Genomic DNA, 26,343 nt, shown 5'->3' on the forward strand with positions numbered 1-26,343 from the left:
TCTATTTATTTCCTAAGGTATAAAAGAGGAGGGAATAAAAGTGGTACGATGAATCGCTCTTTCACAAGAAACGACTCATCGTACGGCAAGAAGCTTATTTTTCTTCTGTTAAGTGAGCAGGTATTTTTTGAACATCAAAGGTGAAAATATGCTGTCGAATCATTTTATCAATCTTGAATAAGCAGCCATTGTATTCGATTGTTTCCCCTTTTTTTAAATTCGGATTTTGATATAAAATCCATCCACCAAGTGTATGAATATCTTCTCGATCGATTGATAGTGATAATACCTTATTTACCTCTGTTAAGGGAAGCTTGGAATCAAGAATATAGTGATGATCATTAATTTTTTGAATAAGAGGCGTTTCCTCTTCATCAAATTCATCTCTAATCTCACCAACAATTTCTTCTAAGATATCTTCTGCGGAAATTAGACCAGCTGTTCCACCAAACTCATCATGAAGAATAGCAATAGATGTTCTTTCCTTCTGCATCTTCAAGAAAACAGCTTGAATTGGAGTTGTTTCGATTATATGAATAATCGGCTGTGCATAGTCCGATAATGATTTATTTTCATAACCTTCATTTTTTAACCAGTCCGTTAGTAATTGTTTAATATGGATAAAGCCAATAATGCTATCTTTATCATCATTTTTGGTAAGTGGATACCTCGTATAGCGTTCTTTTTGAATGATATTTATTGCTTCATCAATGGATAAATGGTCTGATAAAGTAACCATTTCTGTTCTTGGAATCATAATTTCATTTGCTAGCCGGTTATCAAAAGCAAAAATACGATTAACATAGTTGTATTCAGATAAACTAATTTCCCCATTATTGTAACTTTCCTTTAGTACAATCTGCAGTTCTTCTTCTGACAAGGCGTCACTATTGGTTGTAGGATTGGTAATTCCCCATAACTTCGCCACTTGTCTTGATGATTTATTAAGAATCCATATAAAAGGATACATAATGTTATAAAACCAGATTAATGGTTTACTCACTAATAAAGAGACCTTCTCTGTAAGGATAATAGCAACAGACTTCGGAAAGAGCTCTCCAATCACTACATTAATATATGTAATAATAGAAAAAGATAAAACAAAGGCTAAACCTTGTGATAAAGCAGCTGGTACAGCCAACTCATTCATTAAAGGTTGAATCAATTTTAAAATAGTAGGTTGTCCCAACCAGCCTAATCCTAAAGAAGTAATAGTAATTCCTAATTGGCAAGCCGAAAGATAAGCATCAATATTCTCAATGATTTTTTTTACAGTACGCGCATTTTTATGTCCTTCTTCTACAAGCTGTTCAATCCTTGCAGGTCGCACACGAACAATAGAGAATTCTGTTGCTACAAAAAAAGCTGAAAAAGCAGTTAGTATGACAATTAATAGTAGTTGCATTCCAATCATAATTTCGTTCATCACCATTCTTTTGTTGTCAAAGAAGTATTAGTTTACAATTTTTTTATATCCTAAAGCTTCTATTTTCTTATATTATACCTTTTCTTTTATAAAATAAAATCTTGGAAGATAAAGAGAGGAAGAGGATTCAAGCGATTCTTTGTTAGTATTCCACTCTTAACGGGCAATAAAACGGCTTAAAATAGAAAATGTGTGTTAGTAAAACTTGCCCGTAAAGATAGTTAAGTGCAATAAACTTCCAGTAAGAGGAGAAATACGTCCTGCAGATAAAAATTTCTTTATCCACATGTATATGTGGAATAGAAATCTAATATTTGGCTGCCCATTCTCTGGCTAGCATGCTATAGGAATAAAGATCATGGAAATGGTCATAAAGAAATTCGCCATCTCTGATTATTCCTTCTTTTTTAAAGGAAAGCTTCTCAGGAATTGCTTGGCTTTTGCCATTTTTTACCCCGCATTGTATTTCGATTCTGTTTAGCTTTAAATAATAAAACGCATAATTTAAGATAGCGACAACACATTTTGTCATAATGCCATGCCCTTGTGCATCTTCAGCTAAAAAATAGCCGATGCTAGCTTTGCGACTTGCCCAATCAATTTGTTGTAATGTGACCATACCTACTAATTTACCATTAAAAAAAATACCTGCATTTAGTTCTGTTTGCTCTGTGAAAAGTTGATGCCAAATGGGAATGATGGTTTGATATTGATAAGGAGAAGTTATTTGATCCACCCATGGAAGCCATTTTCTTAAATAATTTCTATTTTTATTCACTAATTGAAATAGTTCATGAGAGTCCGTCCGCTCTAATAAACGTAATCTAATCTGTTGATCTACAAATATATTAAACAACATTGGTCATCCTTTCTAATTTTCTAAGAAGGAGATATCGTTGTATTTTATGCGTAGAAAAGAATTTGGCTCGCAAACTTTCCGATTCTTACATGAATCCACTAAAAATTAGGCATTTTACTAATTTTATTTCTGTAAAAATATTTATAAAAAAATTACAAATAAAGGCTTAAAAATGGGTAGAAATTACCGATATTAAAGACATAGAGAAAAAACTAAGTTATTATATGTGAAAGCGTTTTAAGAATATCTAAAAGTGTTGCTAAGGAAATGGCCCCTTATTATGGACGGCGGAAGAGAGGATGTTTCAAATGAAAAAGAAAGATAGTTTTAAAGTAAAATCGCTTATTGGATTTAATATGCTTATCCTTATAACTACATGTATTAGTGCTTTTAGTGGATTTTTTATTGCTAAAAACGAAAACTTGCAAGGCTTGTTTTCCTTCACTTATAGTGATTATTTAATCATAGTAGCTGCAGTAATTATTCTTACTATATTAAGCGCACTTGTTTTTAATGTGTTAATGATGGGGAAATTAAAAGCCTTATCCCGTCTTAATGACAAGGTACATAGGTTGGCACATGGTGATTTATCTGTTGAATTCAAAGATACTTCGAAAGATGAAATTGGCCAGCTGAATCGTTCTATTAGCCAATTGCAAGAAAAGTTTTCCTTTCTTGTTTCAAGCTTGAAAAATGTAAATGAAACAGGAATAAGTCAAGCAAGTGATGTATCTGTAATTGCTGAAGAAACATTGGCAAGTGCCGAAGAAATTGGTAGAGCAATGGCTGAAATTGCTGAGGGCGCTGTTAGCCAGGCTTCCGAATTAGAAGAAGTGAAAAGAGAAATAGATAGCTTAACCAATTCCATCGACAATATGGAAGGGAAAAATCAAATCATTAAGAAAGCAACTGAAAATGCTCAAGAAGCATCACATAATGGACAAAAGACCATTAATACTTTAAAAATTTGTAATGAAAATGCTAGCAAATCAACGAATGAGGTAAGTATTGGAATTAGTGGATTATATCAAAAGGTCTTAGATATCTCTAAAATTACTTCAACTATTAATAGAATAGCAGAACAAACAAACTTGCTTGCTTTAAATGCTAGTATTGAAGCTGCTAGAGCAGGTGAGCATGGAAAAGGTTTCTCGGTTGTTGCCAATGAAGTGCGTAATTTAGCTGAAGAGACCAATTCGGCTACTAAACAAATTCAAGATATGATTCAAAATATCGAGAAAGAAATGGAAAGCACGGTTATGTCCATTTATGAAACAACCAATCAAACCGCTGAATTAGATGTTGCCGTAAAGGATACGGAAAAAGAATTTACAGCGATTGCTAGAGCTGTAATTAATAGTATTGAAGCAGTGAAAGAAATGACAGTAGAGTTAAACCGAGTTGTAGAGCAAAATAATCATATTTCTAGCTCTATTGCAAAAGTATCAGAAGTATCAGAGTCAGTTGCGGCAGCAGTGGAACAAATTGCTTCTAGTACAGATGAACAAACTTCTGCTATTGGAAATGTCGCAAAAACAGCAGAAATAATGAAGAGCAGTAACGAGGAATTAAAGGATTCACTGACGAAATACAATCTAGCAAAATAATAAATAGGAAAGCCTTGTTTTCTATGGAGAACATAGGCTTTTTTTATGGTTATTTATCCCTTTTATTTACTCGTTCCTTTTTTAGGAAGTAAAGCAAATATTTAGTCAAATAAAATAGGGGAATAAAAATTAATTTTAAATAACAAATAGTTTTAAATTGAAATTTGTATAAAGGAAGCTTATAATATAATAGATATGGTGTAAAATTACACATAACTAATAAGGGAATGAAGAAACTTTGACTAGAGAAGAAATTATTGAGAGTGTATCAGAAAAAATGAGATTAATACGCACAGAAGCGGGATATACCCAAGATAAAATGGCAGAGGTCATTGGCTTATCAAAAAAGACGTTAGTGCAAATTGAGAAAGGTAGGCTATATGCTGGCTGGTCGACTGTAGTAGCAGTTTGCGCACTCTTTAGAGAAACCGAAACAGTTCGCTTCTTATTTGGTAATGAACCTTTAGAGGTGTTGGAGACCGTTGCTCGTGATGGAATGGATTACCGAAAAGAGAAAACATTGGGCGGAAAAGTATGGTGGAGAGAAGTAGAAAAAAAGAACGGGTTTATTCTGCAGCAGAATATCATTAGTCAGCATTTTCGTATCATTGATGAAGATCATTTCCGGATTTTTTCTAGCTTTGATGAAAAAGAATCAAAAGATCGTTTTAAGGAACTTTTAGGGGAATAAGCACAGTGAAATGAGATATAGGCTGTTTTTAAATTAATCTTGAATACCTTACCAATTCAAGGCTAATTTAGGGACAGCCTATTTGTTTTGGAGAAAAAAGGATATCTCCGTTCCAGTTTTGCTTGCGAAGGGGTACAGAAGCATTCTCTATGCCCGAAAGAAAGAGAAGCAAAGAAAAAAAGGGAAAAGAGGACCGGTCTCTGTTACCGAAAGAAAGCAGAACAAAGAAAAATGGGAACAGAGAAGCACAGCCTCCCGCCTTGCAGATAAAGTTCCTTACACAAGTGAAAAGGAGGGGCATCAGCCTTTATAATGGAATTTCTTTCCGTCTGCAGACCGACGAAGAAACCATCGGATGTATGTTCTTAATTCAATGGATGAAAGCTAAAATGAACTCATCAACTAAAGGATGAGGGATAATAGATGAAGAAATTTGCAGAAATATTCAAAAATGCGAGCTTTACTAGACTTTTTATTGCCAATGTCACTTCTCAGATGGGCAGTGTTATTGGTTTAACGGCTTTTATGTTTTATATTCTCGATCGGTTTTCTGAGCAGCCTGCTTATGCAACAGTGACTGAATTAATGTTTTCTTTGCCAACTTTAGCTGTGTTTTTTTTAGTCGGAGTTGTAGCAGACCGAATGGACCGCCAAAAGATTGCCTATTATTGTGAGATGATCGCAGCTGCATTGTCACTATGTGTGCTAGGAGCTGTTCTTATTGGCTGGATGCCACTTATTTTTATGATGTTGTTTTTAAGAAGTGCCGTTCAAAAATTCTTTTTTCCAGCGGAACAAGGTATTCTTCAAGGCGTATTAAAAAAAGATGATTTTACAACAGCTGCAGGGTTAAATCAATTAGTGAATAGTATCTTCATGTTATTTGGTAATGCGATTGGAATATTTGTCTATTGGACACTAGGCATATATGGTGCAATCTTAGTGGATGTAGCAACCTTAACGATTAGTGGATTGCTTATTAAATCAATGAAGCTGGATGAAACTGTTCGAAAACCTAATGGCAGTCATACTTTAAAGGAATTAAATATTCGCTTTATATGGAGTGACTTTATGATTGGCTTAAAATACATTTTGACTAATAAGTTATTGATGGCATTAATATATGGATTTATTGCCTTTGGAGTGGTCAATGGTGGATTTAGCGTCATGCAGGTCTTTATTTTGAAATATAAACTAGCACCTGATAATTACGAACAAGTATCGATTTATTTTGGAATTGTCTTTGGAGCAGGGGTTATGATTGGAAGTTTCCTTTCCTCTCTTCTTGCACAGAAGGTTAAATTGTATAAGTTGATTATCACGGGCGCATTTTATATTGCCATAATGACTATTTTGGCATCTTATTCACCGAATATCTTAGTCTTCTTAACCATCTGTTTCTTCTTAGCGCTGGGGCTTCCGCTGATTAATATTGCAATAGGAGGCTGGATGCCGACGATTATTGAGCCGAAGATGATGGGAAGAGTTCAAGGGTGGATAACCCCGTTAATGATGCTGTCACAGTCTATTACATTAGGACTTATCTCTATTGGTTATCCTCAATGGTTTTCTATTGAAATAATATACTGGTTTGTCGGTGCTTGCTTCCTTGTAGTCGGTTTTTATTACAGCCTAGTATTACCTAAATTGGCAAAAGACGCAATAGCTGGAAAAGAAGAAGTTCAATTAAATTATTAAAAATCTTTAATTTTCGGAATAATGGCAATTGACATTATAAAACCTACATGTTAATCTCAATTATATTGGAAAATAAATGTAGAGAAAGGAGGAGTTACCGATGAGAAGACTAAATAGACATGATGTATTTATAACTTCATATGTCGGTAACCTTCTGCTTTCTTTTTGATCATTTTAATGCGGATGTAGATGGTTGCCACTATAGGTAGCCTGTGTAGTTTTCTGTCATAAAAGAGATAGATCGCATGGTTGCGGTCTGTCTCTTTTTTTGTGGAAAAATACTTAATTAGGTGATGGACATTTGTTTTCAAAAAATAAAGGAGGAGAAGGTAATGATTGTTATGATCAAAGAAGCAAGAAAGGCATTAAAGGACTTAGAAAGTGGCTAGTTGCAGATGAAGAGAGACAGGGGATGAGCGAATGTTTTCGATATTTTTTAAATTAAAATGGTTTTTTAAAGAACATTGGAAGAGTTATACAATAGCTATTATTCTTTTAATTTTTGTAGGGTTTATAGAAGTGTTACCGCCAAGAATCCTCGGGATGTTTATTGATGAACTAACAATTGGATCATTAACGAGCAATAAGACATTGGTCTATATACTTGGGGTAGCAGGGATCACCATAAGTACGTATATTATCACTTATTTTTGGATGTATAAGCTATTTGGTGGAGCCAATATTTTAGAATTGAAGTTAAGAAGTAAATTTATGAATCATCTATTTAAGATGACGCCAACTTTTTTTGAAAAAAATAAAACAGGCGACCTAATGGCCAGAGCGACCAATGATTTAAAGGCTGTTTCCGTTACAGCAGGATTTGGAATTTTGACATTGGTCGATTCTACGATTTTTATGCTGACGATTTTAATTACAATGGTGATTACCGTAAGCTGGAAATTAACATTGGCAGCAATTCTTCCACTGCCTATTATGGCCATTATCATGCAAATATATGGGGAAAGAATCCATAAACGCTTTATGGAAGCCCAGGACGCATTCGGTGATATGAATGATAGTGTTCTTCAGTCTATTTCAGGAGTTCGAGTAATCCGCGCTTATGTATTGGAAAAAGAAGAACAAAAACAATTTCATCATTTTACAGAAGATGTCTATAAGAAGAATTTACATGTCGCTAAAATAGATTCCTTATTTGATCCAACTGTGCGAATTCTTGTTGGTTTAAGCTATCTAATTGGACTCGGGTATGGTGCTTACTTAGTGTTTCAACAGCAGTTGACAATTGGGCAGCTTGTTACCTTCAATGTATATTTAGGAATGATTGTTTGGCCAATGTTTGCTGTTGGTGAATTAATGAATATTATGCAGCGAGGCAATGCTTCTTTAGATCGGGTCCAGGAAACATTAAGTTACAAAGCAGATGTAAGGAATCCGGAGAATGGAAAGAAAGAAGAGGTTCCTGAAATTATTCAATTCCAAGATGTGCAATTTCAATATCCATCGTCTAAACAAGAGAATCTCCGTGACATCTATTTAACCATAAGAAGAGGAGAAACAGTTGGGATTGTTGGGAAAACAGGTAGTGGAAAGACGACAATGATTAAACAGCTGCTTCGCGAATATCCGAAAGGAGAAGGGAAGCTGGTGATTAATGGGAATAGCATTGATTCCATTGATTTGCATACATTAAGAGGATGGATTGGTTATGTTCCCCAAGATCATGTCCTTTTTTCAAAAACAGTGAGAGAAAATATCTTATTTGGAAAAGAAGGTGCTGTGGAAGGAGAATTAGAAGAAGCAATTCGTCTTGCCTCTTTTGATCAGGATATCGAAATGCTTCCAGAGGGGTTAGAAACACTTGTAGGGGAAAAAGGAGTAGCTTTGTCAGGGGGACAAAAGCAACGGATATCGATTGCGAGAGCACTTATCCGTAAACCGGAAATTCTCATCTTAGATGATTCTTTATCAGCGGTAGATGCAAAAACAGAACAAAAAATTATCACGAATATAAAGCAAGAACGACAAGCAAAAACAACGATTATTTCGACTCATCGAATGACTGCTGTTCAGCATGCCGATCATATCATTGTGATGGAAGATGGCCATATTGCAGAACATGGAACACATGAGGAGTTAATGAAACAAAATGGCTGGTATAAGGAACAATATATAACGCAACAGACAAAAGTGGATGCAGATGAAGTGGAGGTGAAAGCATGACTACTGGTAAACGATTATTTCAATATGCATTGAAATTCAAAGGGATTATTATTGCTGCGTTAATCATGCTGACAATTGCTGTTATCGCCGATCTGGCTGGTCCATTTGTTGCAAAAAAGGTAATTGATGATCATATAACAGGGATTGAATCACAGTGGTATCAAACAGAACCAACAAAAGAGGCAGTAAAATATAAGGGGAATTTCTATAAAAAAGCAGAATATCTTGATTCCGATAAAGAAAAGCTTGCAGAAGTAAGAATCCTCCAAGTGGGAAGACAATTTCTTTTTGTGGAAGGGAAGATTTCATTTGATGGAAGTCGCGAGTTTCATGACGGAACATTGACTATAAGGAAAGGGACAGATGCAAAAACATATCCTGCCACGCTGTTATCAAATGCGGAAGTATTTGATTTCTATAAACCCGAAATTACACCTATTTTAAAGCTGTTATCTTTTTATTTTGGATTAGTCATTATTTCTGCCATTTTCCAATATGGCCAGCACTATTTATTACAAAAATCAGCCAACCGAATTATTCAGAAAATGCGCGAGGATGTATTTGCCCAAATTCAGCGGCTGCCTATCAAATATTTCGATAATCTTCCTGCAGGTAAAGTAGTTGCTAGAGTAACAAACGATACAGAAGCAATTAGGGAACTATATGTAACAGTCCTATCTAACTTCTTCTCTAGTGGAATTAATATTATTGGAATTTATATTGCATTATTTATCTTAAATCCTCCGCTTGCGGCAATATGTTTAATTTTACTGCCGATTTTATATATATGGATGATCGGATATCGCAAATTTGCTTCCCGGTACAATCATGTTATTCGAGCGAAAATTAGTGATATTAATGGAATGGTTAATGAATCTATTCAAGGGATGCATATCATTCAGGCATTTAGCAAAGAAAAACAAACGAGAAAAGAATTTGAGAATTTAAATAACGAGCATTTTCGCTATCAAAATAAGATGCTGCGGTTAAACAGTCTTACTTCCCATAACTTAGTGAACGTGTTACGAAACATCGTATTTGTTATATTCATCTGGTATGTTGCTGGTCAGTCTTTATCAGTAACAGCTGCACTTTCTCTCGGAATGCTCTATGCCTTTGTTGATTATATAAACCGACTATTCCAGCCAGTACAAGGAATTGTCAATCAATTGGCCAATTTAGAACAAGCACTTGTTGCAGGGGAACGAGTATTTGAATTATTGGATGAAGATGGAATAGATGTGGAAGATGTTACGTTAGAAAGATATAAAGGAAATGTCACTTTTGATCAAGTTAACTTTGCCTATAAAGATAACGACTATGTGTTAAAAAATATTTCTTTTGAAGCAAAGCAAGGTGAAACAGTCGCTTTAGTTGGTCATACGGGATCAGGAAAAAGCTCGATTATGAACCTTTTATTCCGTTTTTATGATATTCAATCAGGAAAGATTAAGATAGATGGAAAAGATATTATGTCTTTTTCAAAGCAAGATCTTCGTAAATATATGGGAATTGTTCTCCAAGATCCTTTTCTATTTACAGGAACCATCGCGTCCAATGTCACCTTAAATGATCCTTCTATTTCACGAGAAACTGTGGAGAAAGCATTGAAGGATGTTGGCGCAGATAGAGTGTTAAAGCATTTAGAAAAGGGATATGATGAGCCAGTGATAGAAAAGGGAAGTACTTTATCTAGCGGACAAAGACAGCTGATTTCCTTTGCAAGAGCTCTGGCCTTTGATCCAGCAATCCTAATTCTAGACGAAGCAACAAGCAGTATTGATACAGAAACAGAACAAATAATTCAACATGCAATGGAAGTCCTAAAAGAAGGCAGAACGACTTTTATTATAGCCCATCGTTTATCAACGATTCGCAATGCGGATCAAATACTTGTCCTTGATCATGGAGAGATAGTAGAAAAAGGCAACCATGATGAATTAATGGCAAGAAAGGGCAAATATTATCAGATGTATCAGTTGCAGCAAGGGGAAAGTTTAGTAAGCTAGGGAAAGTTTATCTTTATGGAGAAATAGGAACACCCGAGATTTGCCGAATTAGTTTTATATGGCAAGCCTCAGGTGTTTTTTGCAGTCTACTTTAACTTAGTCTATTATTTTCCAAATGATAGTGCCAGTTTTTTAGTGAAGGGAAGACTCCCTTCACTTAGTATTCAACGTTTTTGATATTTCTATTTCTTTTTAAACATTGTTGTATTATCAAGACGGATTGAATCGAATTCCCCATAGTCTAAACAAAATGTATAAATTTTATTTGCTCCATTAATAGACATTTTGTTTGTTTTAATAGGCATAAAGTCTGTCCCTTCTACGCATTCACTTCTTCCACATTTAAGTCCATTTTAATTTTGATAATAACCATGCCTCCATCTCATCTATCCGATTTAACCTCCAAAAAAGGGATTAGCCCACCTGATTGCTTTAAAACCTGTTTTTAGTAAAATTCATTTATCATTTATAAAACGTATCGTTTTATTGATTAATGGCAGTAATACAGTAAGATGGTCTTCTTCTTTAAATTCATGAAAAATATGCTGGAAGAAAGGAGAATGATAATTCTGCAATTTCTCAGAGAGAGTAATTGCCTTTTGATGCATTTGTGTAAAATGTGATTTTTCTTTTTCTCCAACGGTAAGCAGCAATTTATTTGTGTCTAGAGGGTTTAGCCTTTTTGGAAAAAAGTCTAGTTCTTTTAACAGCTGCTCTTCGTTCCAATGGATGGATGGGCTGCTTGCCAGATAATATTGAAACGAAGAAGGGGCCGTGAAGAGTGTAAAAAGAACAAAAAGTCCTCCGAGTGAATGACCAGCAATCATTTGCTTTTTTGTGTTTATCGGAATGTTCTGCTCTACTAAAGGCTTTAATTTCTGTTCGATAAAGGAAAGAAATTGTTTGCCGCCACCAAGAGGCGGCCATTGTGAGCCAGTTGGATTTTTAGGAAGCTGTGTCTGGTCTGCATGAAAGGTAAAGTCGAAATATCTTTCCTCACTATAAGGCTCAGCAGTATCATAGCCTATACCAATGATAACAGCAGGATGTAATCCAGTTTTTTCACGTGTTCTAGTCTGCAAGCGTACCGCTTCTACATAACTACCAAAATTAGCGTTGCCGTCCAAAAGATAGAGGACAGGAAATCCATCTTCAGGAACGGGGATATTTGGGATATAGACAAAGATTTTATATTTTTTTGTCTCATCAATAGAATATGTCCAAATTTCTGTATTGGGAATATAAAAGCTTTCTTTCCATTTCATCAAGGATATCGCCACCTATTTCTTTCTATGCAATAATTTGGTAAAATAAGTGATAATGATTATCAATATTAATTAGGTGAATATATTGTACATATAAATTACGAAAATAACAAGAGAGGAAAATGAGATGATTTATAACTGGGAGAGTATCGAAATAAACTATGGCCGTATAGAACGATTATATGCCAAGAAGATAGAGCGAGTTTTATCGACTAGTTATCTATTTATTTATATTAATAGTGGTGAAGGGATGTTATCGATTGATATCGATAAGTTTCTTTTCAGTAAAGGGGATCTATTATTTATTCCAGCGGAAAGCACCTATCATCTTCAATTTAAAAATACTTGCTGTGTAGACTATTATTTGCTGCCATTTCAATTGTATCAGACGAAAGCTATAAATAGGGATACATATACAAAAGTAGCGCTAAAGAATGAGAACAGTATCATGAAATCATTTGTTTTTCAGTCAGCTGACACAATTCAGCCTATGATGGAGGACCTGTTCAAATTAGAACAAGACGAATCAATAAATAATCATTTTTTAAAAAAGGCAAAACGCTCGCTGATTTTCCATTATTTTGTGACCAATCAACCGCAAAAAATTCCGAAAAATACAATGATTGCGATAGAAGAAACCAAAAGATATATGGAGAAGCATTATGCTGATACCATTTCTACCGCTTTATTAGCAAAAAGAGCAGGGGTAAGCCCTAAATACTACTCCCAGCTTTTTAAAAAAGAGTATGGAATAGGTGTACAAGATTTTTTAACAGAAATCCGTATTCGCAGGGCAAAAGAATTACTCATCAAAACATCCAATAGTTTACGAGTGATTGCAGCAAGTGTTGGTTATGCTGATGAATTTTATCTAAGTAGAGTGTTCAAAAAAATCGTCGGGATTCCCCCAACGAATTATAGGAAGAAGCGAGAGGTGAAGATTGCTTCTTATGATTTTTCAACAACAGGTCATTTACTTGCACTTCAGATAATTCCCTACGCAGCTCCACTGCATCCTAAATGGACCAGTTATTATTATCAGCATTTTCGAGATGATATTCCTATTCATTTAAATACCTACAAGATTCATTCAGAATGGGAAAACAATATACAAAAACTGTCTGCAGAGAAACCAGATAAAATAATCGCGAAGGATGACATATCAGCTGAAGAGAAGCAGGAACTCGAAAAAATAGCACCAGTCTATTATTATTCATTCAAAAATAGCAGTTGGAAAAGCCAATTGCTAGAAATAGCAACCTATATTAATTGCGAAATAGACGCAGAAAACTATTTAAAAAGATATGAAGATAAAGTAAAGGAAACAAGAAAGTTATGGAAGGAATCATTAGAGAGCGAAGTTGTTTTAGTAGTTAGCCTATTTAAAAATACATTAGTCCTCAATCGTTCTAGAACAGCTATTGATCTCGTGTATAAAGATTTAGGATTTACGTCAGCACAACCTGAAGAAGATATTCATTTAAGCGAAGCCATTACACTTTCTGACTTGGTAAGCTTAAATCCAACTTATTTATTTGTTAATATTCGCCAGGATATGGAGACAATTAGCGCTTGGGACAAACTGAAATGCTCAACAGAATGGAATCGTATAGCAGCAGTTAAAAATAAGAAAGTTGCTTTTATCCATTCAGATCCATGGAATGAGTATTCTGCAAGCTCCCACTTACGAGTTCTTGATAATCTCCGAGAGCTGATGATAGAGAAGGAAAAAGTACAAGCATATTAGCGGAAATTATCCATGTTATAATCGGAGCTTTTTTCAGTATAATTCTAATTGATAAAGGTTATCAATCTCAATTAGGATTATATAGAGAAAGGAAAGAGAGTATATGAAAAAGAATTTATTTTTTATTTTCCTAGCGGCTTTTTTATTATTAACAGCTTGTAGTCAAAAGGGAGAAAAAAATACATCTTCATCGATAAAAGATAGTAAAGGGGACGGACAAAGTACGACTCAAGAGGTTACCTATTTAGGGGAAAAATATGAAATTCCAGCTAAAGTAGAGACAATTGTAACAGCAAGCCAAGAAGCGATGGAAGATGCAGCGATGCTGGGTATTAAACCAGCAGGTGCCATTGCAACAGCTGGAAAATTCCCTGCTTATCTAGGCGACTCGATGTCGGAAGCAGAGCAAATTGGCGAAAAAATGCAGCCAAGTGTAGAAAAGCTCTTGCAGCTAAAACCAGATGTTATTCTGGGCACAAGTAAATTTCAACCAGAAGTGGCGGATAACTTAAATAAAGTGGCACCAATGATTCCTGTTTCTCACATTTCAACAAACTGGAAAGATAATTTATTATTACTAGGGCAATTGACAAATGAAACAAAAAAGGCAGAAACAATCATTGCGGATTATGAAAAAAACGTTACAGAGACAAAAGAAAGCATTCACGATAAGCTGGCAGGAAAAAAAGTTGTTATGCTGAGATTAAGAGGGGGCAACTTATATATTTATCCTGAAACGGTATATTTTAACCCTGTTCTATATGCAGACCTTGGTTTAGAGGTTCCTGAAGAAGTAAAAAAAGCAAAAGCACAGGAAATGATTTCATTAGAGAAATTAGCGGAAATGAATCCAGATTACTTATTTATTCAGTTTGAGGAAACAGAAAACACCGATAGTCCAACAGCATTAGCTGATTTAGAGAATAATTCTATTTGGAAAAGCCTCGATGCTGTTAAAAATAATCAAGTGTATGAAAATGTAGTCGATCCATTGGCAGCTGGGGGAACTGCATGGAGTAAAACAACTTTTCTTAAAGCTTTTGCCGATTTATTTAAATAAGAGAGCGAACAAGGAAACGGAATTATCCCCACCTCATTTCTCCATCTTGGTGGGGGTCTTTTTTTGAGAGGAGGTTCATTCGATCAGGTGATGTCAAATTTGGATAAAGAGAAAGTAAGAGCATATGCGATTATATATAGTGCGCCTTTTTTATGTATTGCAGTTATTCTTTTATCTATTTCGTTAGGGACAATGAATATTTCATTAAAGGAAGTCTTTGATGCCTTTTTTTATTTTGATGCAGAAAATGTGGAGCATACCATTATCCGGACAGCCAGACTTCCTAGAGCAGTAGGAACTTTATTAATAGGCGGCCTTTTGGCAATGTCCGGAGCTATGATGCAGGGAATGACAAGGAATTATTTAGCATCGCCATCCATAATGGGAGTTTCGGATGGTGCTGCATTTATGATAACACTTGCTTTTGTATTTGTTCCAGGACTAAATTCCTTTCAAGTGGTAGCTTTTTCTTTTATCGGATCTGCTTTAGGTGTTTTCTTAGTTTTAGGTTTAGCTTCCATTGTGAAGAATGGTTTTTCTCCTTTAAGACTTGCCATTATAGGCACCGTTTTTGGATCTTTTTTAAGCAGTTTATCTTCTGCCATTGCCTCCTATTTTCAAGTATCTCAAAATATGAGCTTCTGGTATAATGCCCGCTTGCACCAGCTTAATAATGATCTATTGCTTATTTGCTTTCCATTAGCCATTATTGGAATTGTTTTGGCATTATCGCTTTCCAAATCAATTGCTATTTTATCGTTAGGAAAAGAAATTGCTACATCACTTGGTCAGAAAACATTCATTATTCAGCTTTTAACGATGGCATCTGTTGTGATGATGACGGGGATCTCTGTTTCGCTAGCGGGCAAAATAGGATTCGTCGGTTTAATTATTCCCCATATTACAAGAATGATGGTTGGGGTTGACTATCGAAAAATAATTCCATGCTCTGGAATTATAGGGGCCATATTTCTCGTCATATGTGATACTCTCAGTCGATTCATTAATTACCCTTTTGAATCGCCAATTGGCATAGTAACAGCCTTCTTAGGTGTCCCTTTCTACTTGTATTTAATAAAGACAAAGGGAGGAGGGAATACTCAACGTGGATAAAGAAAGAAAAAGAACCTATCTATCGATGTATGTATTAATTGCTTTATGTCTCATCGTCATGTTCATTAGTTTATCCAAAGGAGAATATATTCTTTCTTTTCAAGAGATAGGAAGGAGTATTTTTCGTTATCATCCTGATGCTAATACGGATCTAGTTATATTTGAGTTCCGTCTGCCCAGAATTATTTTGGCCATTTTTGTTGGCTTCGGATTGGGGATTGCAGGTTCTATCCTGCAGAGTATAACGAAAAATGGTCTTGCGGATCCTGGAATATTAGGAATTAACAGTGGAGCCGGGGCTGCGATTGTTGCCTATATGTTTTTCTTTCAAGGAGTGCTTAATCTTAATAAGGATAGCTTATGGTTTGTGTTAAGTATGCCGCTTATTGGCTTAGTTGGTGGATTTATTGCTGCATTTGTTATTTTTTTATTAGCAAAAGATAGAGAAAGACTGGACTCGCAAAAACTTATTTTAACTGGAATAGCCATAAATTCTGGGTTTGGTTCTTTGGCCATGTATATGTCCTTAAAAATGAAAGCACAGGATTTTGAAATGGCGACAGTATGGCTGACTGGAAGTATTTATAATGCCAATTGGCTATTTATTCTTGCAATGCTACCATGGTTTTTACTAATCATTCCATTTATTATTCGAAAGGCGTACTCGCTTGATTTATTTCAATTGCAAGAAACAGTAATGATTGGTTTAGGAGTAAAAGTGGAAAAAGAAAAATGGCTCTTGCTATTATGTGCTGTTGGCATGATTGGAGCATGTGTGTCTGTTTCAGGAAGCATTGGTTTTATTGGACTAATGTCACCACATATGGCAAGACTGCTAGTTGGATTAAAAAATCGAAATTCCTTGATAGTTTGTGGGTTAATTGGCAGTCTCTTCATGTTAATAGCAGATTTAATCGGCAGAACAATTGTCGCACCTGCAGAAATTTCAGCGGGAATTATTTTAAGTATTATTGGTGCACCCTATTTTGTTTATTTATTAGTAAAAGCTAAAGTGTAGAGGTTGAGAAATGGATAGTTACAGAAGTAGGAAAAGAAATATAAGGGGAACGGTAAGGGAGGTCCAGATACAAACTCGAACTTTGAGTATCTATCTGCCACCTTCTTATAATAAATTATCAAGTAGTTTTCCAGTAATCTACGTTCATGATGGAGGAAATCTTTTTCATCCTATCTTACATGAATTAGAAGAATTATTCTCTTTAGATAGAGCAGAGGAAGTAATTCTTGTGGGAATTGAACCCAAAGAACGACTTCATGAGTATACGCCTTGGTATTCACCTAGTCTTAGTTCCACTTTTCCACCATTTAAGGGGGAAGGAAAGGCCTATTTATCCTTTGTGACGCAAACGATTAAGCCATATATCGATACAAGCTTTCATACTAAAGCAGATCGACAAAACACAGGTATGATAGGAGCCTCACTAGGAGGGCTCATTTCTTTATATGCTATGTATGAATTTACTGATTATTTCTCTAAATTTGGGCTCCTTTCCCCATCACTATGGTATCCGAACAGCCTTTCCTATGTGCAAAAAAATGAGATGCAGATGGAAAATAGTGTTTTTTTGTATGTTGGGGAGGAAGAGGGGAAAAGCAAGGTTAATATTCAAAGGTATATGGTTGAAAATGTTTTGCTGGTAAATGAAGTGTTTTTTAAAAAACTTCCAAAGGAACAGTATCAATTTATTCTGGGAGAAAATGCGGATCATAATAGAGAGCACTTTATTAAACAATTTCTCCATGCGATAAAGTGGTTATACCCTAAATAAAGCAAGCCCCCCTAAATTAGGAGGGCTCTAGCCATTATATTAAATTTTCAATTAGCCTTGAAATCCACCTAGTTGCTTTTCAGCCATTTGTACTAAGCGTTTTGTGATTTCTCCACCAACAGATCCGTTAGCGCGAGAAGTTGTTTCTGCACCAAGGTTTACACCAAATTCAGATGCAATTTCGTATTTCATTTGGTCTAGAGCTTGAGATACTCCTGGTACTAAAAGTTGATTTGAAGAATTGTTGTTTGCCATTGTGTTCCAGCTCCTTCTAGTTGTTTTTTTGGTTGGGTTAACTGGAATTGCACCAGTCTGTAAGAAATATCTTACTACCACTAGGTATAACCCAATAATATGGAAAGTAGTAGTTGTTTATGTTTGCTCTCGCCTTGGTTGCTACTTGTACTATTATTATGGTTGGATTTCATTATCTTATTCTAGAAAAAATCAAGGAAATTAATTCCTTTTATTCCTGCTGGATAGTTTCTAAATACAATAGAGAAACTAAACGTAAGAATAAATTCAACGCAAAAAAGGCTGATTTTTTTAGGGTAGAATATAGAGAGGTGAATTTGAAATGGGCTCCATTTGTCCTATCTGTAATGGCTTAGGAAATTTAGAAAGCGTTTGTTCTAATTGTGGAGATCGTGTAGAGGACAAAGGCAGAGTGATGGATTATTATGATGACTATAGTGCCTATATGCCGATTGATCAAATGAAGCTAGAAAACGGCTATCAGGATTTATCTGCACATTTATGTCCCCATCTTGTGCTTTGTCCACAATGTGGACAAGAAGAGGTATTGTTTATCCAGGAATAGAGGCTAACCATTAATAAAAGCTTACCATGCATCAGCAAGGTAAGCTTTGAATTTAACTTTTTTATTAGCGAATACGAAGTTCTGTTTCTTTATCAAAGAAATGACCTTTATTCATATCAAGTGCTAATTTCACAGATTGACCAGCTTGAAGGTCTGCTCTAGAATCTAAGCGAGCAACAAATTCCTTGTCAGAAAGAGTAGAATATACAAGGCTTTCTGCACCTGTTAATTCAAACACTTCTACTTTTGCATCAAAACTTGTATTTTCTGAACTGTTTAAGAATACTAATTCATCGTGAATATCTTCTGGTCGGATACCAAAGATAACTTCTTTACCGATATAATTTTGTTCCCGTAATGTTTTTAATTTTCCTTCTGGAATAATGAAAGCATTATTACCGAGTACTAATTTATTGTCTACTACTTTTCCTTCAAAGAAGTTCATTGCTGGTGAACCAATGAATCCGCCAACGAAAACATTTTCAGGTTTTTCATATACTTCTTTTGGAGCACCAACTTGTTGGATAACTCCATCTTTCATAACAACAAGTCTTGAAGCCATTGTCATTGCTTCTGTTTGGTCATGCGTTACATAAATAGTAGTAGTTTGCAGTCTTTGGTGAAGCTTTGAAATTTCAGCACGCATCTGCACACGTAATTTAGCATCTAAGTTGGATAATGGCTCATCCATTAAGAATACTTTCGCATCACGAACAATGGCACGACCTAGTGCAACCCTTTGACGTTGTCCACCGGATAATGCTTTTGGTTTTCTTTTTAAATATTCTTCTAATCCTAAAATTCTTGCAGCGTTATTTACTCTTTCTTCAATTTCCGCTTTAGGGAATTTACGAAGCTTTAAACCAAATGCCATATTATCATAAACCGTCATATGTGGGTATAGAGCATAGTTTTGGAAAACCATTGCGATATCACGATCTTTAGGTGCAACATCGTTTACACGTAACTCATCAATATAGAAATCACCTTTTGAAATATCTTCAAGACCTGCAATCATCCGTAGAGTTGTAGACTTACCGCAACCAGAAGGACCAACAAATACGATAAATTCTTTATCCTGAATGTGTAAATTAAAATCTTTAACCGCTTCAACTTTTTCATCATAGATTTTATAAATATTTTTTAATACTAGCTCTGCCATTTTGTTCTCCCCCTACCAATTTGATAATTCTACTTTATCATTTTTGATACCGTTTTCAAATCGGCAAAATGCATGAAAAACGCTTACAGAGTTTTGAGCAAAATGCCTAAGAGCTTGTATAGCCAGTTTTCTATAAAACTTCCCAGTAAAAAAAGCCAATATTGGCTTTTTAAGCTACTTCCCGCTAGTGTAGAATAGGCAGGCAAGATAGGTGGTGATATAAGAATGATAATTCTTTAGGTTCAGACCTGTTTTTTCTGTAAACTTATCAAGTCGGTATTGTAAGGTATTGCGATGGATGAACAATTGTTTTGCAGTATTAGTGCTGTGTCCATTGTTTTCAATAAATGTTTTGATAGTAAGCAGTAGTTCCTTGTCTTCTTCAAAAATGGAAAACCATTCTTTAAATAAATCAAGTTCGTCTTCCTTCAGTCTACTGATTAACAGGTTAGGCAGAATCGTTTCTAAGCTAAGAACGGTGGATTTCGGCATAAATGCCAAACCTTTTGAAAAAAAGTTTCGTTCTTGTCCAAAAATAACCGGAATAGAACTATTTAGTTTCAGCTCTTTTCCCATGTAAAAGCAAATGGAAAAAAAGAAATCAGATTGCAAAGCTTGAGCAAGAGCAGTGAAATCTTCCTCCTCTAAATATTGTGCATTTTGCTCTATTACAACCCCTTCATTGGAGCCATTCCAAATAATAAGGCTATTTTCATGAATAAAACCATCAAATGCCGATTCAATTAATTTTCTTTCAATGGAAGTAGTATCACCTTTAATATGAAACTGGATGAAACGTAATGTCTTCATATTTTTGAAAGAAGGCTGTTCTCCGTTAAAATATAGGTACTGATTCCAACTGTATTCTTCCTTTTTTAATGTTTCATCTGGTTGAAAAAAATCATAGCAAGCTTTTAATAATTCTAGCTGAGAGTCATCAATCTCCTGTTTTTGAATCCCAATCCAATCATCTTGAAAATCAACCTTAAACCAATAGTAATCGGAAAGCTGTGATGGAGATGGGGGCACTGCTTGCTCCAAGCTATGTTTATAATAGGCTAATAATTTATGCTTCAATGGATGGGTCCCTCCGAAATGTTTTCATAATTTTATTCTATACCGATTTATAGAAAAGGGGCAAGTGATGAAGATGGTTTGTGGTGAGGAAGTTTGGCTGAAAAGTATGGTGTTTTGGCTGATAAAAAGGAAGTTTGGCTGAAAAGTATGGTGTTTTGGCTGATAAAACAAGAAGTTTGGCTGAAAAGAGTGGTGTTTTGGCTGATAAAAAGGAAGTTTGGCTGAAAAGTATGGTGTTTTGGCTGATAAACAAGAAGTTTGGCTGAAAAGAGTGCAGATTTGGCTGATAAATCGGAAGTTTGGCTGAAAAGAGTGGTGTTTTGGCTGATAAAAAGGGAGTTTGGCTGAAAAGAGTGGTGTTTTGGCTGATAAACAAGAAGTTTGGCTGAAAAGAGTGCAGATTTGGCTGATAAAATAAAAGTTTGGCTGAAAAGAGTGCAGATTTGGCTGATAAACCAAAAGTTTGGCTGAAAAGACCACAGATTTGGCTGATAAAATAAAAATCCGGCTGGAAAATCCTCCACATTAGCTGACAAAATCATAAAATCAATCGAATGAGAGCAAAAAAGCACCCCCTTTGCCAATAAAAAGGAGGGGATGCCTGAACAGTTTATTTGATTAGATGAGGGGGTTCTTCTTCCGGTAGTTCCCTTGCTTCCTCCATATTTGTGTTATTTTCTCTATTTATTACTGTTCCACCTGCTAACCCTTCATTTATGATTCGATCAATATCTAAATAAGCTTTTTCTTTTCCCTCGTATGGGAGATCTTTTTTAGCTTTTTTCATGATAATCCCTCCTAAGTTTTAGGATGGGTCATCTCCTGCGATTTATTCTGAAAGGGGAAATTAGTTAATGAATAAAAAAGCTTTATTAGCTGCTGGCATCGTTTTTCTTCAATTTCTTTTTCGTCAAATAACATCGGTTTGGCATTAACCTCGAAAAGATAATACTGGCCATTCTTATCGACACAGGCATCGATGGAAAACTCACCCGTAAAACCATATTTTTGGGTTAACAAGATTCCACAGTGATCAACTATTTTTTTGAAAAATAAGTCATGCTCTTTTTGTTGTACTTCCTGATAAGAAAGCAATTTTCCGCCGGAAGGTATATGGGTTGTGACATTCTGCTGGGTTGATTGTCTCACTCCCACTCCAGTAAGGACATAGCGATTTTCAAAGGTAACTAATAGGCGAAAATCATAGCGATTTCCATTATATAAGGCTCCGTCAATTTCTTCTTGGAGCAAGTACTCTCTTTGGAGCCAATCTTGCTGATACTGTTCCCAGACTTGATTTAAACTTGAGTAGTATTTGGTCTCCTCGGTTGTACTGACATGGATAGAATCGTTTTGTTTTAATCTGATACGGTAAATATTTTTCCCCTTAAAGCCTTCTACTGGTTTTAAGTAAATATTTTTATACGTAAGCAGAAAATCAGCAAAGTCTTCCTTCTGCTTTAAAAGAGTTGTTTTAGGCAAATGCTCTTTTAAGAAAGGGGAATCACGAAACAATTGATGAAGCTCCCATTTATTAATAAATGAAGCGTTAAAAAAGGGGATTCCTTGTTCTTTTAAAAAGGACACGGCAGTCTGAAAGGGTTCCTGCTTCTCTGTTTTTCGAAAAGGAACACGATTATAGACAATGTTTGGTAACGGAGTAATCGCTTTTATCCAACTGTTTCTGCTGGAACAAAATATATATCCCGTTAGTTTTTCTGTCTGTAAGTTTTCAGGAGGAAAGATAACGATAATTCCTCCCGCATGTTGTTGAAGTTTTTCCTGTAGCTGTTTAAAGAGCTCGCCATTTCCAATTAATTTATTATGTTTATTTCTTGCAATCATAATTCCGATTAATGGACCAACCTTATCTTCATGTGGGACAATTGGGAAAGCTGCATGGTTGGCAGCTGGCATTAAATTAGCTAAGCACATGTTAGATGCCCCAAAAAGGTAAGTATCCCGCGAGGCTGTATACCAACATTCTTTTTCGGAATCATAATAAATATTCATTGGTAGATATCCTCAAGATTTTTAATACTTTGATCCATTAGGAAGACTGCGTATTCGAGCGATTTTCTGCGAGTCTCTAAATCAAATTTTTTAAGAGAAGGATGCTTAAAAATACTTCTTCCCGGCTTTGCATTGGCTTCGAATAACCATACGCGTCCTTTTCGGTCCAATCCTAAATCAAAGCCGATTTCTCCTATATATCCTTCCATTTGTTTTTCCATGGCCTTACTTATTTGCAAGGACGCCTTCGATAGTTTATTGCTTATTTCTTCGCAATGAAGGTCTGTATTGGTTAATTCTTCGATTGCTTTAACCGTACCACCATTATTAAGATGAGTGGTAACACTGCCTGTGCCTGCAATTTTTGCGGCCATTGCCGTCATTTCCCATTGACCATCTTTATTTTTATTAGTATGCACACGGAAATCGACTGATTTTTTTTCTGAACGAATTAAGTGAATACCTTGTTGAACGATATAATGAGATAAATTCTGATTTTCGAATAAGTGATTCATTAATGCTTCCAAATGATCAAATTTCATTAAGCGATTACCCTGCTCCTCATCTTTAAAGCGAGTATAATAGCAGCCATCCTTTTTATCAAATAGTATTTGGTAGATTCCCTTACCAAGACTTCCATTTTTAGGTTTTATATAGACATTGCCGAAGTTGCTCAGCATTCTTTCAATGACAGAAAAATTAGTGAGTGCATGGGTTTCAGGCAAATAATCGGAAATACTGTCATCCTGAAGAAGTCGTTCATAAATATCGAGTTTGTTAAAGAAACCAGGATTATACCAGGATATAGAGTATTCTTTCTGTAATCGCGTTTTAACGGCCTGGATTCTGTGGAGATTTTCAATTCGGCGATTTGGGATACGGTCATAAACGACATTCGGAAAAGGAACTTCTACTGATTTCCAGCCATCTTCATAAAATAGTCCATTAATTGTTCCTGTTTCCCAATTAATATGCTGCTCTCCAAATAGGAAGGCAATGACTCCCACTGTTTTTTGCACAGAAAGAAGTTTAGAAAATAGAATCGAGCGATCCCCGATTGGGCGAACTTTAATTGTTGAAAAGCCAGAAGTGAATATGCCTACGAGTGGGCCGATATAGATGGTTTCGTCATCTGAAAATAAGTGCACATTTGAACTGTTGGAAGGCAGTAGTAATTCTTTAAAAAGATCGGAACTAATGCCTATGATATTTTTTGATTTTTTATGTTTTTTTATAGTGGCTTCTTTGCTGACGGTTCCAAATGCAATTATTTTCAAATTTTTATTTGCTTCAAAGTCTGTTGGTAAGTAAACAGTATTTTCGCTGTTAGAGATTATTTCGATAGGATATAGCTTCTTCATCTCGATTCCTCCTTTTATCATCAGCAAGTTTAGCAGCATAAAGGATTGGAGCTTGATAGAGCTTTTCACATAGATGTGGATATGCTGTCATGATTACTTTTCTCCCAGGCTTTGAATTTACATCAAGAATCCATAATGACCCATTTGGTGAAATGCCAATATCTACGCCAAGCTCAAATAGTGTAGAGAAGGAATTTTCTAAAATAGAAGGAAGGAGGGTAAGAATTTCCTCCATCTCTTGTTTAAGAAAGCCTTTTAATGGAAAGGGAGCGGTTTGAAACCAATCTTCAAAAGCGATAATCGACGCACCAGCACTTAAATTAGAAATAATTCTTCCTTTTTCGCCAATGCGGATTCCTTTTTCGATAACGTTCCATTCTTCCTTTGGATTTTTTTGCATAAAAGCGCGAATATCAAATGGCTGCTCTTCTTTGTTAGTAAGTGGAAGATGGGCCTGCATGATATAAGAATTTCTTTTTAACAGCTGGTTAAGCCATTTATTAAAAGTCACTTGATCCGAAAATATTTTTTCTATTGTTTTTTCTTTTTTATCTGTTCTAACTAAGATGTCTTTATTTTGCTTTTTAATAAAATATAGTCCATTTCCTTGAGAACCATTTATTGGTTTAATAATGACAGGATTTAAGTTCTGAAAATTTATTTGATTGGCTGATTGTAAGAGAAAAGTTTCAGGAATATATGCAGAAAGTTTTGACTCGCGTAATACTTGGTATAGCTTCCATTTATTTGGTAATCCATTGCCGAGAAAAGTAATTGTCGGTTGTTTTTTCAGCCACTGAATAATATTTTTGCATTGAATGGAATGTGAATCATCATGATAAAAGCAGCGATCATATAGAATAGAAGGAACCGGAAATTCTGCTTCTATCCAACTATCTGAATCTGGCATATATTGTTTTCCTTTTACGGTATGTGTAAAGGGATGATAAGTAGAAGGGACAAAATGATAGATCGTAAATCCGAAATCCCTTCCATATTTTGCGATTTGGTGAATGTAATGATTTTCATGGTCGAGGGATAATGACATGATCCCGAAATTATTCATCGTCTGATAGCTCCTTTAAACAAGGGGAAAAGGAAAGTGCAATAAAATATTCAAGTAAAGCTTTTGTGGATGGCCTTGTTTTTTCAATATGTTCCTCTAATTTCTTAGAAGGTTTAGAGTTTACCTCTATGATCCATAAGTGTCCTTGTTTATCCATGCCTATGTCGATTCCAAGTTCACCTAAGTATCCATCTGTATTTTTATGGAGGAGAATGGCAATTTCGATTGCTAATCTTTTTAATTCCTCCAATTTTTGTTCTGTATTTTCTGTATGCAGCAATTCATTTAACACCGCTTTTGCAGGCTTCATCTCTGCGCCTTGGGCAAGATTGGCAACAATTGCATTCTTTTGGGCAATTCTGGCAACGGTAGATGTTATTGTCCAGTTCCCTTGATAGTTTTTGTGGCAAAGAATACGAAAGTCAAGGGAGCGCCCTTGCCATTTTTGAAAATCTATTCCTTGCTGGCAAATATAAGATCTTCCCTTACTGTAGTGTTCTAGCCATTTCCAAAGTTTTTTTTCTTCCGTGAAAAGCTGGCTTTTCCCTTTCCTTTTTCCAGAAGAAATTGTAGCAATATAATGATTGTTAAAGGACTCAATATGAATGATATTTCTGCCTTGGCTTCCATGAACAGGTTTCACATAGAGAACTGGAAAATTCTTAAGCATAAAGTGTAAGTTTTCCACAGTTAAAGGCTCCGTTACCGGTAAATGGAGAGTAACTTCCGCATTTTTTACGAGAAGTTGATATGTTTCATCCTTTGAAAAAAATTTACTATTAAAAATAGGAATTTCTTTGTCTTCTAATATTTTTTTGAGCTGCAAAAAAGAAGTACTTGCCTCTGCCTTTCGCGAATGAAGTCGATTATAAACGACATTAGGATAAGGTAATGGTTGTTTAGACCAGGTGTTATTAGCAAAAAAATAACCGTGAACGAAATCATCTTGAACATGCTGTAATCCGAACAGATAAAAGAATCCGCCTATTTGCGTTAATTCTTCCGTCAATTCCTTGCATAAATGTTGAATAGCAGGAAAAGAAATATCCTCTTTGTCGTCGTTCACTTCTGTTAATATACCAATAACAGGGCCTAAATGGATTATTTGATTCTTGTGATAATAAGGCAGAAGATAGGTGTTGATTTCTTTAGGAATTGGCAAGTTTTTTTCTAAATCTGTACTAAAAACAATATCTTGTTTTTCAAGTGAATGTGTTTGTACATTTACTGGAATAAGCATTTTAGCTATACATACATAAACGTCATCATGGAGATCCACATGTAAAAATTTTAATAAAGAGGGACTGATTGCAATAGATAATCCTTTTAATGTTTTTTGAAAATCATCTTTTTTTGTTAGTTGCAAAAATTTCAGAGTCATCCAGATTCCCCATTTGT

General features: G+C 35.2%; 25 protein-coding genes. 12 read left to right on the plus strand and 13 right to left on the minus strand.

The genetic code is table 11. The features are described from left to right. Positions 1-94 precede the first annotated feature (94 nt). Complete coding sequence (locus NST77_RS02000) at positions 95-1,432, minus strand: hemolysin family protein (protein ID WP_286167801.1); 1,338 nt, start codon at positions 1,430-1,432, stop codon at positions 95-97. A 301-nt stretch (positions 1,433-1,733) separates the two neighbouring features. After that, on the minus strand, positions 1,734-2,282 hold the full coding sequence (locus NST77_RS02005) for a GNAT family N-acetyltransferase (protein WP_095330142.1): 549 nt from the start codon (positions 2,280-2,282) through the stop codon (positions 1,734-1,736). 311 nt (positions 2,283-2,593) lie between these two features. Here NST77_RS02005 and NST77_RS02010 point away from each other — a divergent pair, with 311 nt between their 5' ends. The 6 genes from NST77_RS02010 to NST77_RS02035 all read left to right on the plus strand — a co-directional run bounded on the left by NST77_RS02010 (position 2,594) and on the right by NST77_RS02035 (position 10,471). Next, entirely contained in the window at positions 2,594-3,892 is a 1,299-nt protein-coding gene (locus NST77_RS02010) for a methyl-accepting chemotaxis protein (RefSeq protein ID WP_164463781.1), read from the plus strand. A 238-nt stretch (positions 3,893-4,130) separates the two neighbouring features. Continuing rightward, positions 4,131-4,583, plus strand: coding sequence for a helix-turn-helix transcriptional regulator (locus tag NST77_RS02015; RefSeq protein WP_095330140.1), 453 nt, complete (start codon positions 4,131-4,133; stop codon positions 4,581-4,583). A gap of 122 nt (positions 4,584-4,705) precedes the next feature. Further along, a complete protein-coding gene (locus NST77_RS02020; RefSeq protein ID WP_341122695.1) occupies positions 4,706-4,996 on the plus strand; it encodes a hypothetical protein in 291 nt (96 codons plus the stop codon). Positions 4,997-5,006: 10 nt separating this feature from the next. Further along, the gene (locus NST77_RS02025; RefSeq protein WP_341122696.1) at positions 5,007-6,281 is read left to right on the plus strand and encodes an MFS transporter; all 1,275 of its coding nucleotides are present in this window, start codon (positions 5,007-5,009) and stop codon (positions 6,279-6,281) included. A gap of 420 nt (positions 6,282-6,701) precedes the next feature. Beyond that, positions 6,702-8,462 (plus strand): ABC transporter ATP-binding protein, encoded by a 1,761-nt coding sequence (locus NST77_RS02030; RefSeq protein WP_095330137.1) that lies wholly within the window; start codon positions 6,702-6,704, stop codon positions 8,460-8,462. Next, positions 8,459-10,471, plus strand: coding sequence for an ABC transporter ATP-binding protein (locus tag NST77_RS02035; protein WP_163188169.1), 2,013 nt, complete (start codon positions 8,459-8,461; stop codon positions 10,469-10,471). Before NST77_RS02030 ends, NST77_RS02035 begins: the two co-directional genes overlap by 4 nt. Before the next feature lie 182 nt (positions 10,472-10,653). Here NST77_RS02035 and NST77_RS02040 read toward each other — a convergent pair whose 3' ends face one another. Next, positions 10,654-10,776 carry a hypothetical protein gene (locus NST77_RS02040; RefSeq protein ID WP_268926828.1) on the minus strand — a complete coding sequence of 41 codons (123 nt, stop codon included), beginning with the start codon at positions 10,774-10,776 and terminating at the stop codon, positions 10,654-10,656. Between the two features lie 150 nt (positions 10,777-10,926). Next, complete coding sequence (locus tag NST77_RS02045; protein ID WP_123259815.1) at positions 10,927-11,736, minus strand: alpha/beta hydrolase; 810 nt, start codon at positions 11,734-11,736, stop codon at positions 10,927-10,929. A gap of 127 nt (positions 11,737-11,863) precedes the next feature. Between NST77_RS02045 and NST77_RS02050 the strand changes: the two genes are divergently transcribed. The 5 genes from NST77_RS02050 (at position 11,864) to NST77_RS02070 (ending at position 17,446) form a co-directional block, all read left to right on the plus strand. Further along, complete coding sequence (locus NST77_RS02050; protein WP_172860133.1) at positions 11,864-13,483, plus strand: ABC transporter substrate-binding protein; 1,620 nt, start codon at positions 11,864-11,866, stop codon at positions 13,481-13,483. A 103-nt stretch (positions 13,484-13,586) separates the two neighbouring features. Then, positions 13,587-14,543 carry an iron-hydroxamate ABC transporter substrate-binding protein gene (locus tag NST77_RS02055; protein WP_095330132.1) on the plus strand — a complete coding sequence of 319 codons (957 nt, stop codon included), beginning with the start codon at positions 13,587-13,589 and terminating at the stop codon, positions 14,541-14,543. Positions 14,544-14,633: 90 nt separating this feature from the next. Next, entirely contained in the window at positions 14,634-15,656 is a 1,023-nt protein-coding gene (locus tag NST77_RS02060) for a FecCD family ABC transporter permease (protein ID WP_341123725.1), read from the plus strand. Positions 15,657-15,681: 25 nt separating this feature from the next. Continuing rightward, on the plus strand, positions 15,682-16,674 hold the full coding sequence (locus NST77_RS02065; RefSeq protein ID WP_123259216.1) for a FecCD family ABC transporter permease: 993 nt from the start codon (positions 15,682-15,684) through the stop codon (positions 16,672-16,674). Positions 16,675-16,756: 82 nt separating this feature from the next. Beyond that, positions 16,757-17,446 carry an alpha/beta hydrolase gene (locus NST77_RS02070; protein ID WP_341122698.1) on the plus strand — a complete coding sequence of 230 codons (690 nt, stop codon included), beginning with the start codon at positions 16,757-16,759 and terminating at the stop codon, positions 17,444-17,446. A gap of 51 nt (positions 17,447-17,497) precedes the next feature. Here the strand turns inward: NST77_RS02070 and NST77_RS02075 are convergent, their stop codons facing one another. Further along, on the minus strand, positions 17,498-17,701 hold the full coding sequence (locus NST77_RS02075) for an alpha/beta-type small acid-soluble spore protein (RefSeq protein ID WP_031535675.1): 204 nt from the start codon (positions 17,699-17,701) through the stop codon (positions 17,498-17,500). 322 nt (positions 17,702-18,023) lie between these two features. On the opposite strand from NST77_RS02075, the gene NST77_RS02080 reads away from it, so the two are divergent. Further along, on the plus strand, positions 18,024-18,266 hold the full coding sequence (locus NST77_RS02080; protein WP_095330127.1) for a hypothetical protein: 243 nt from the start codon (positions 18,024-18,026) through the stop codon (positions 18,264-18,266). 64 nt (positions 18,267-18,330) lie between these two features. On the opposite strand, the gene NST77_RS02085 is transcribed toward NST77_RS02080, so the two are convergent. The 8 genes from NST77_RS02085 to NST77_RS02120 all read right to left on the minus strand — a co-directional run bounded on the left by NST77_RS02085 (position 18,331) and on the right by NST77_RS02120 (position 26,311). After that, positions 18,331-19,428 carry an ABC transporter ATP-binding protein gene (locus tag NST77_RS02085; RefSeq protein ID WP_095330126.1) on the minus strand — a complete coding sequence of 366 codons (1,098 nt, stop codon included), beginning with the start codon at positions 19,426-19,428 and terminating at the stop codon, positions 18,331-18,333. Positions 19,429-19,602: 174 nt separating this feature from the next. Continuing rightward, positions 19,603-20,505: a PucR family transcriptional regulator gene (locus NST77_RS02090; RefSeq protein WP_341122699.1), complete on the minus strand. Its 903-nt coding sequence runs from the start codon at positions 20,503-20,505 to the stop codon at positions 19,603-19,605. A 47-nt stretch (positions 20,506-20,552) separates the two neighbouring features. Next, complete coding sequence (locus tag NST77_RS02095) at positions 20,553-21,047, minus strand: hypothetical protein (RefSeq protein WP_341122700.1); 495 nt, start codon at positions 21,045-21,047, stop codon at positions 20,553-20,555. Positions 21,048-21,115: 68 nt separating this feature from the next. Continuing rightward, complete coding sequence (locus NST77_RS02100; RefSeq protein WP_164463914.1) at positions 21,116-21,292, minus strand: hypothetical protein; 177 nt, start codon at positions 21,290-21,292, stop codon at positions 21,116-21,118. An 11-nt stretch (positions 21,293-21,303) separates the two neighbouring features. Continuing rightward, positions 21,304-22,440, minus strand: coding sequence for a YheC/YheD family endospore coat-associated protein (locus NST77_RS02105; protein ID WP_164463784.1), 1,137 nt, complete (start codon positions 22,438-22,440; stop codon positions 21,304-21,306). A 74-nt stretch (positions 22,441-22,514) separates the two neighbouring features. Continuing rightward, complete coding sequence (locus NST77_RS02110; RefSeq protein ID WP_095330121.1) at positions 22,515-23,879, minus strand: YheC/YheD family endospore coat-associated protein; 1,365 nt, start codon at positions 23,877-23,879, stop codon at positions 22,515-22,517. Beyond that, a complete protein-coding gene (locus tag NST77_RS02115) occupies positions 23,845-24,945 on the minus strand; it encodes a YheC/YheD family endospore coat-associated protein (RefSeq protein ID WP_095330120.1) in 1,101 nt (366 codons plus the stop codon). Before NST77_RS02115 ends, NST77_RS02110 begins: the two co-directional genes overlap by 35 nt. Beyond that, complete coding sequence (locus NST77_RS02120; protein WP_341122701.1) at positions 24,938-26,311, minus strand: YheC/YheD family endospore coat-associated protein; 1,374 nt, start codon at positions 26,309-26,311, stop codon at positions 24,938-24,940. Before NST77_RS02120 ends, NST77_RS02115 begins: the two co-directional genes overlap by 8 nt. Between the last annotated feature and the right edge of the window lie 32 nt (positions 26,312-26,343).

Source organism: Niallia sp. FSL W8-0177 (genome assembly GCF_038006285.1).
Taxonomy (GTDB): Bacteria; Bacillota; Bacilli; order Bacillales; family Cytobacillaceae; genus Niallia; species Niallia circulans_A.

Coding starts and splice junctions, on each gene's coding strand:
- NST77_RS02050 (WP_172860133.1), top strand. CDS start 11,864: ATGATTTATAACTGGGAGAGTATCGAAATAAACTATGGCCGTATAGAA.
- NST77_RS02055 (WP_095330132.1), top strand. CDS start 13,587: ATGAAAAAGAATTTATTTTTTATTTTCCTAGCGGCTTTTTTATTATTA.
- NST77_RS02110 (WP_095330121.1), bottom strand. CDS start 23,879: ATGAAGAAGCTATATCCTATCGAAATAATCTCTAACAGCGAAAATACT.
- NST77_RS02115 (WP_095330120.1), bottom strand. CDS start 24,945: ATGAATAATTTCGGGATCATGTCATTATCCCTCGACCATGAAAATCAT.
- NST77_RS02095 (WP_341122700.1), bottom strand. CDS start 21,047: ATGATTTTGTCAGCTAATGTGGAGGATTTTCCAGCCGGATTTTTATTT.
- NST77_RS02075 (WP_031535675.1), bottom strand. CDS start 17,701: ATGGCAAACAACAATTCTTCAAATCAACTTTTAGTACCAGGAGTATCT.
- NST77_RS02010 (WP_164463781.1), top strand. CDS start 2,594: ATGAAAAAGAAAGATAGTTTTAAAGTAAAATCGCTTATTGGATTTAAT.
- NST77_RS02100 (WP_164463914.1), bottom strand. CDS start 21,292: ATGAAAAAAGCTAAAAAAGATCTCCCATACGAGGGAAAAGAAAAAGCT.
- NST77_RS02080 (WP_095330127.1), top strand. CDS start 18,024: ATGGGCTCCATTTGTCCTATCTGTAATGGCTTAGGAAATTTAGAAAGC.
- NST77_RS02065 (WP_123259216.1), top strand. CDS start 15,682: ATGTATGTATTAATTGCTTTATGTCTCATCGTCATGTTCATTAGTTTA.
- NST77_RS02040 (WP_268926828.1), bottom strand. CDS start 10,776: ATGCCTATTAAAACAAACAAAATGTCTATTAATGGAGCAAATAAAATT.
- NST77_RS02035 (WP_163188169.1), top strand. CDS start 8,459: ATGACTACTGGTAAACGATTATTTCAATATGCATTGAAATTCAAAGGG.
- NST77_RS02105 (WP_164463784.1), bottom strand. CDS start 22,440: ATGTGCTTAGCTAATTTAATGCCAGCTGCCAACCATGCAGCTTTCCCA.
- NST77_RS02060 (WP_341123725.1), top strand. CDS start 14,634: ATGTCAAATTTGGATAAAGAGAAAGTAAGAGCATATGCGATTATATAT.
- NST77_RS02025 (WP_341122696.1), top strand. CDS start 5,007: ATGAAGAAATTTGCAGAAATATTCAAAAATGCGAGCTTTACTAGACTT.
- NST77_RS02030 (WP_095330137.1), top strand. CDS start 6,702: ATGTTTTCGATATTTTTTAAATTAAAATGGTTTTTTAAAGAACATTGG.
- NST77_RS02045 (WP_123259815.1), bottom strand. CDS start 11,736: ATGAAATGGAAAGAAAGCTTTTATATTCCCAATACAGAAATTTGGACA.
- NST77_RS02085 (WP_095330126.1), bottom strand. CDS start 19,428: ATGGCAGAGCTAGTATTAAAAAATATTTATAAAATCTATGATGAAAAA.
- NST77_RS02000 (WP_286167801.1), bottom strand. CDS start 1,432: ATGGTGATGAACGAAATTATGATTGGAATGCAACTACTATTAATTGTC.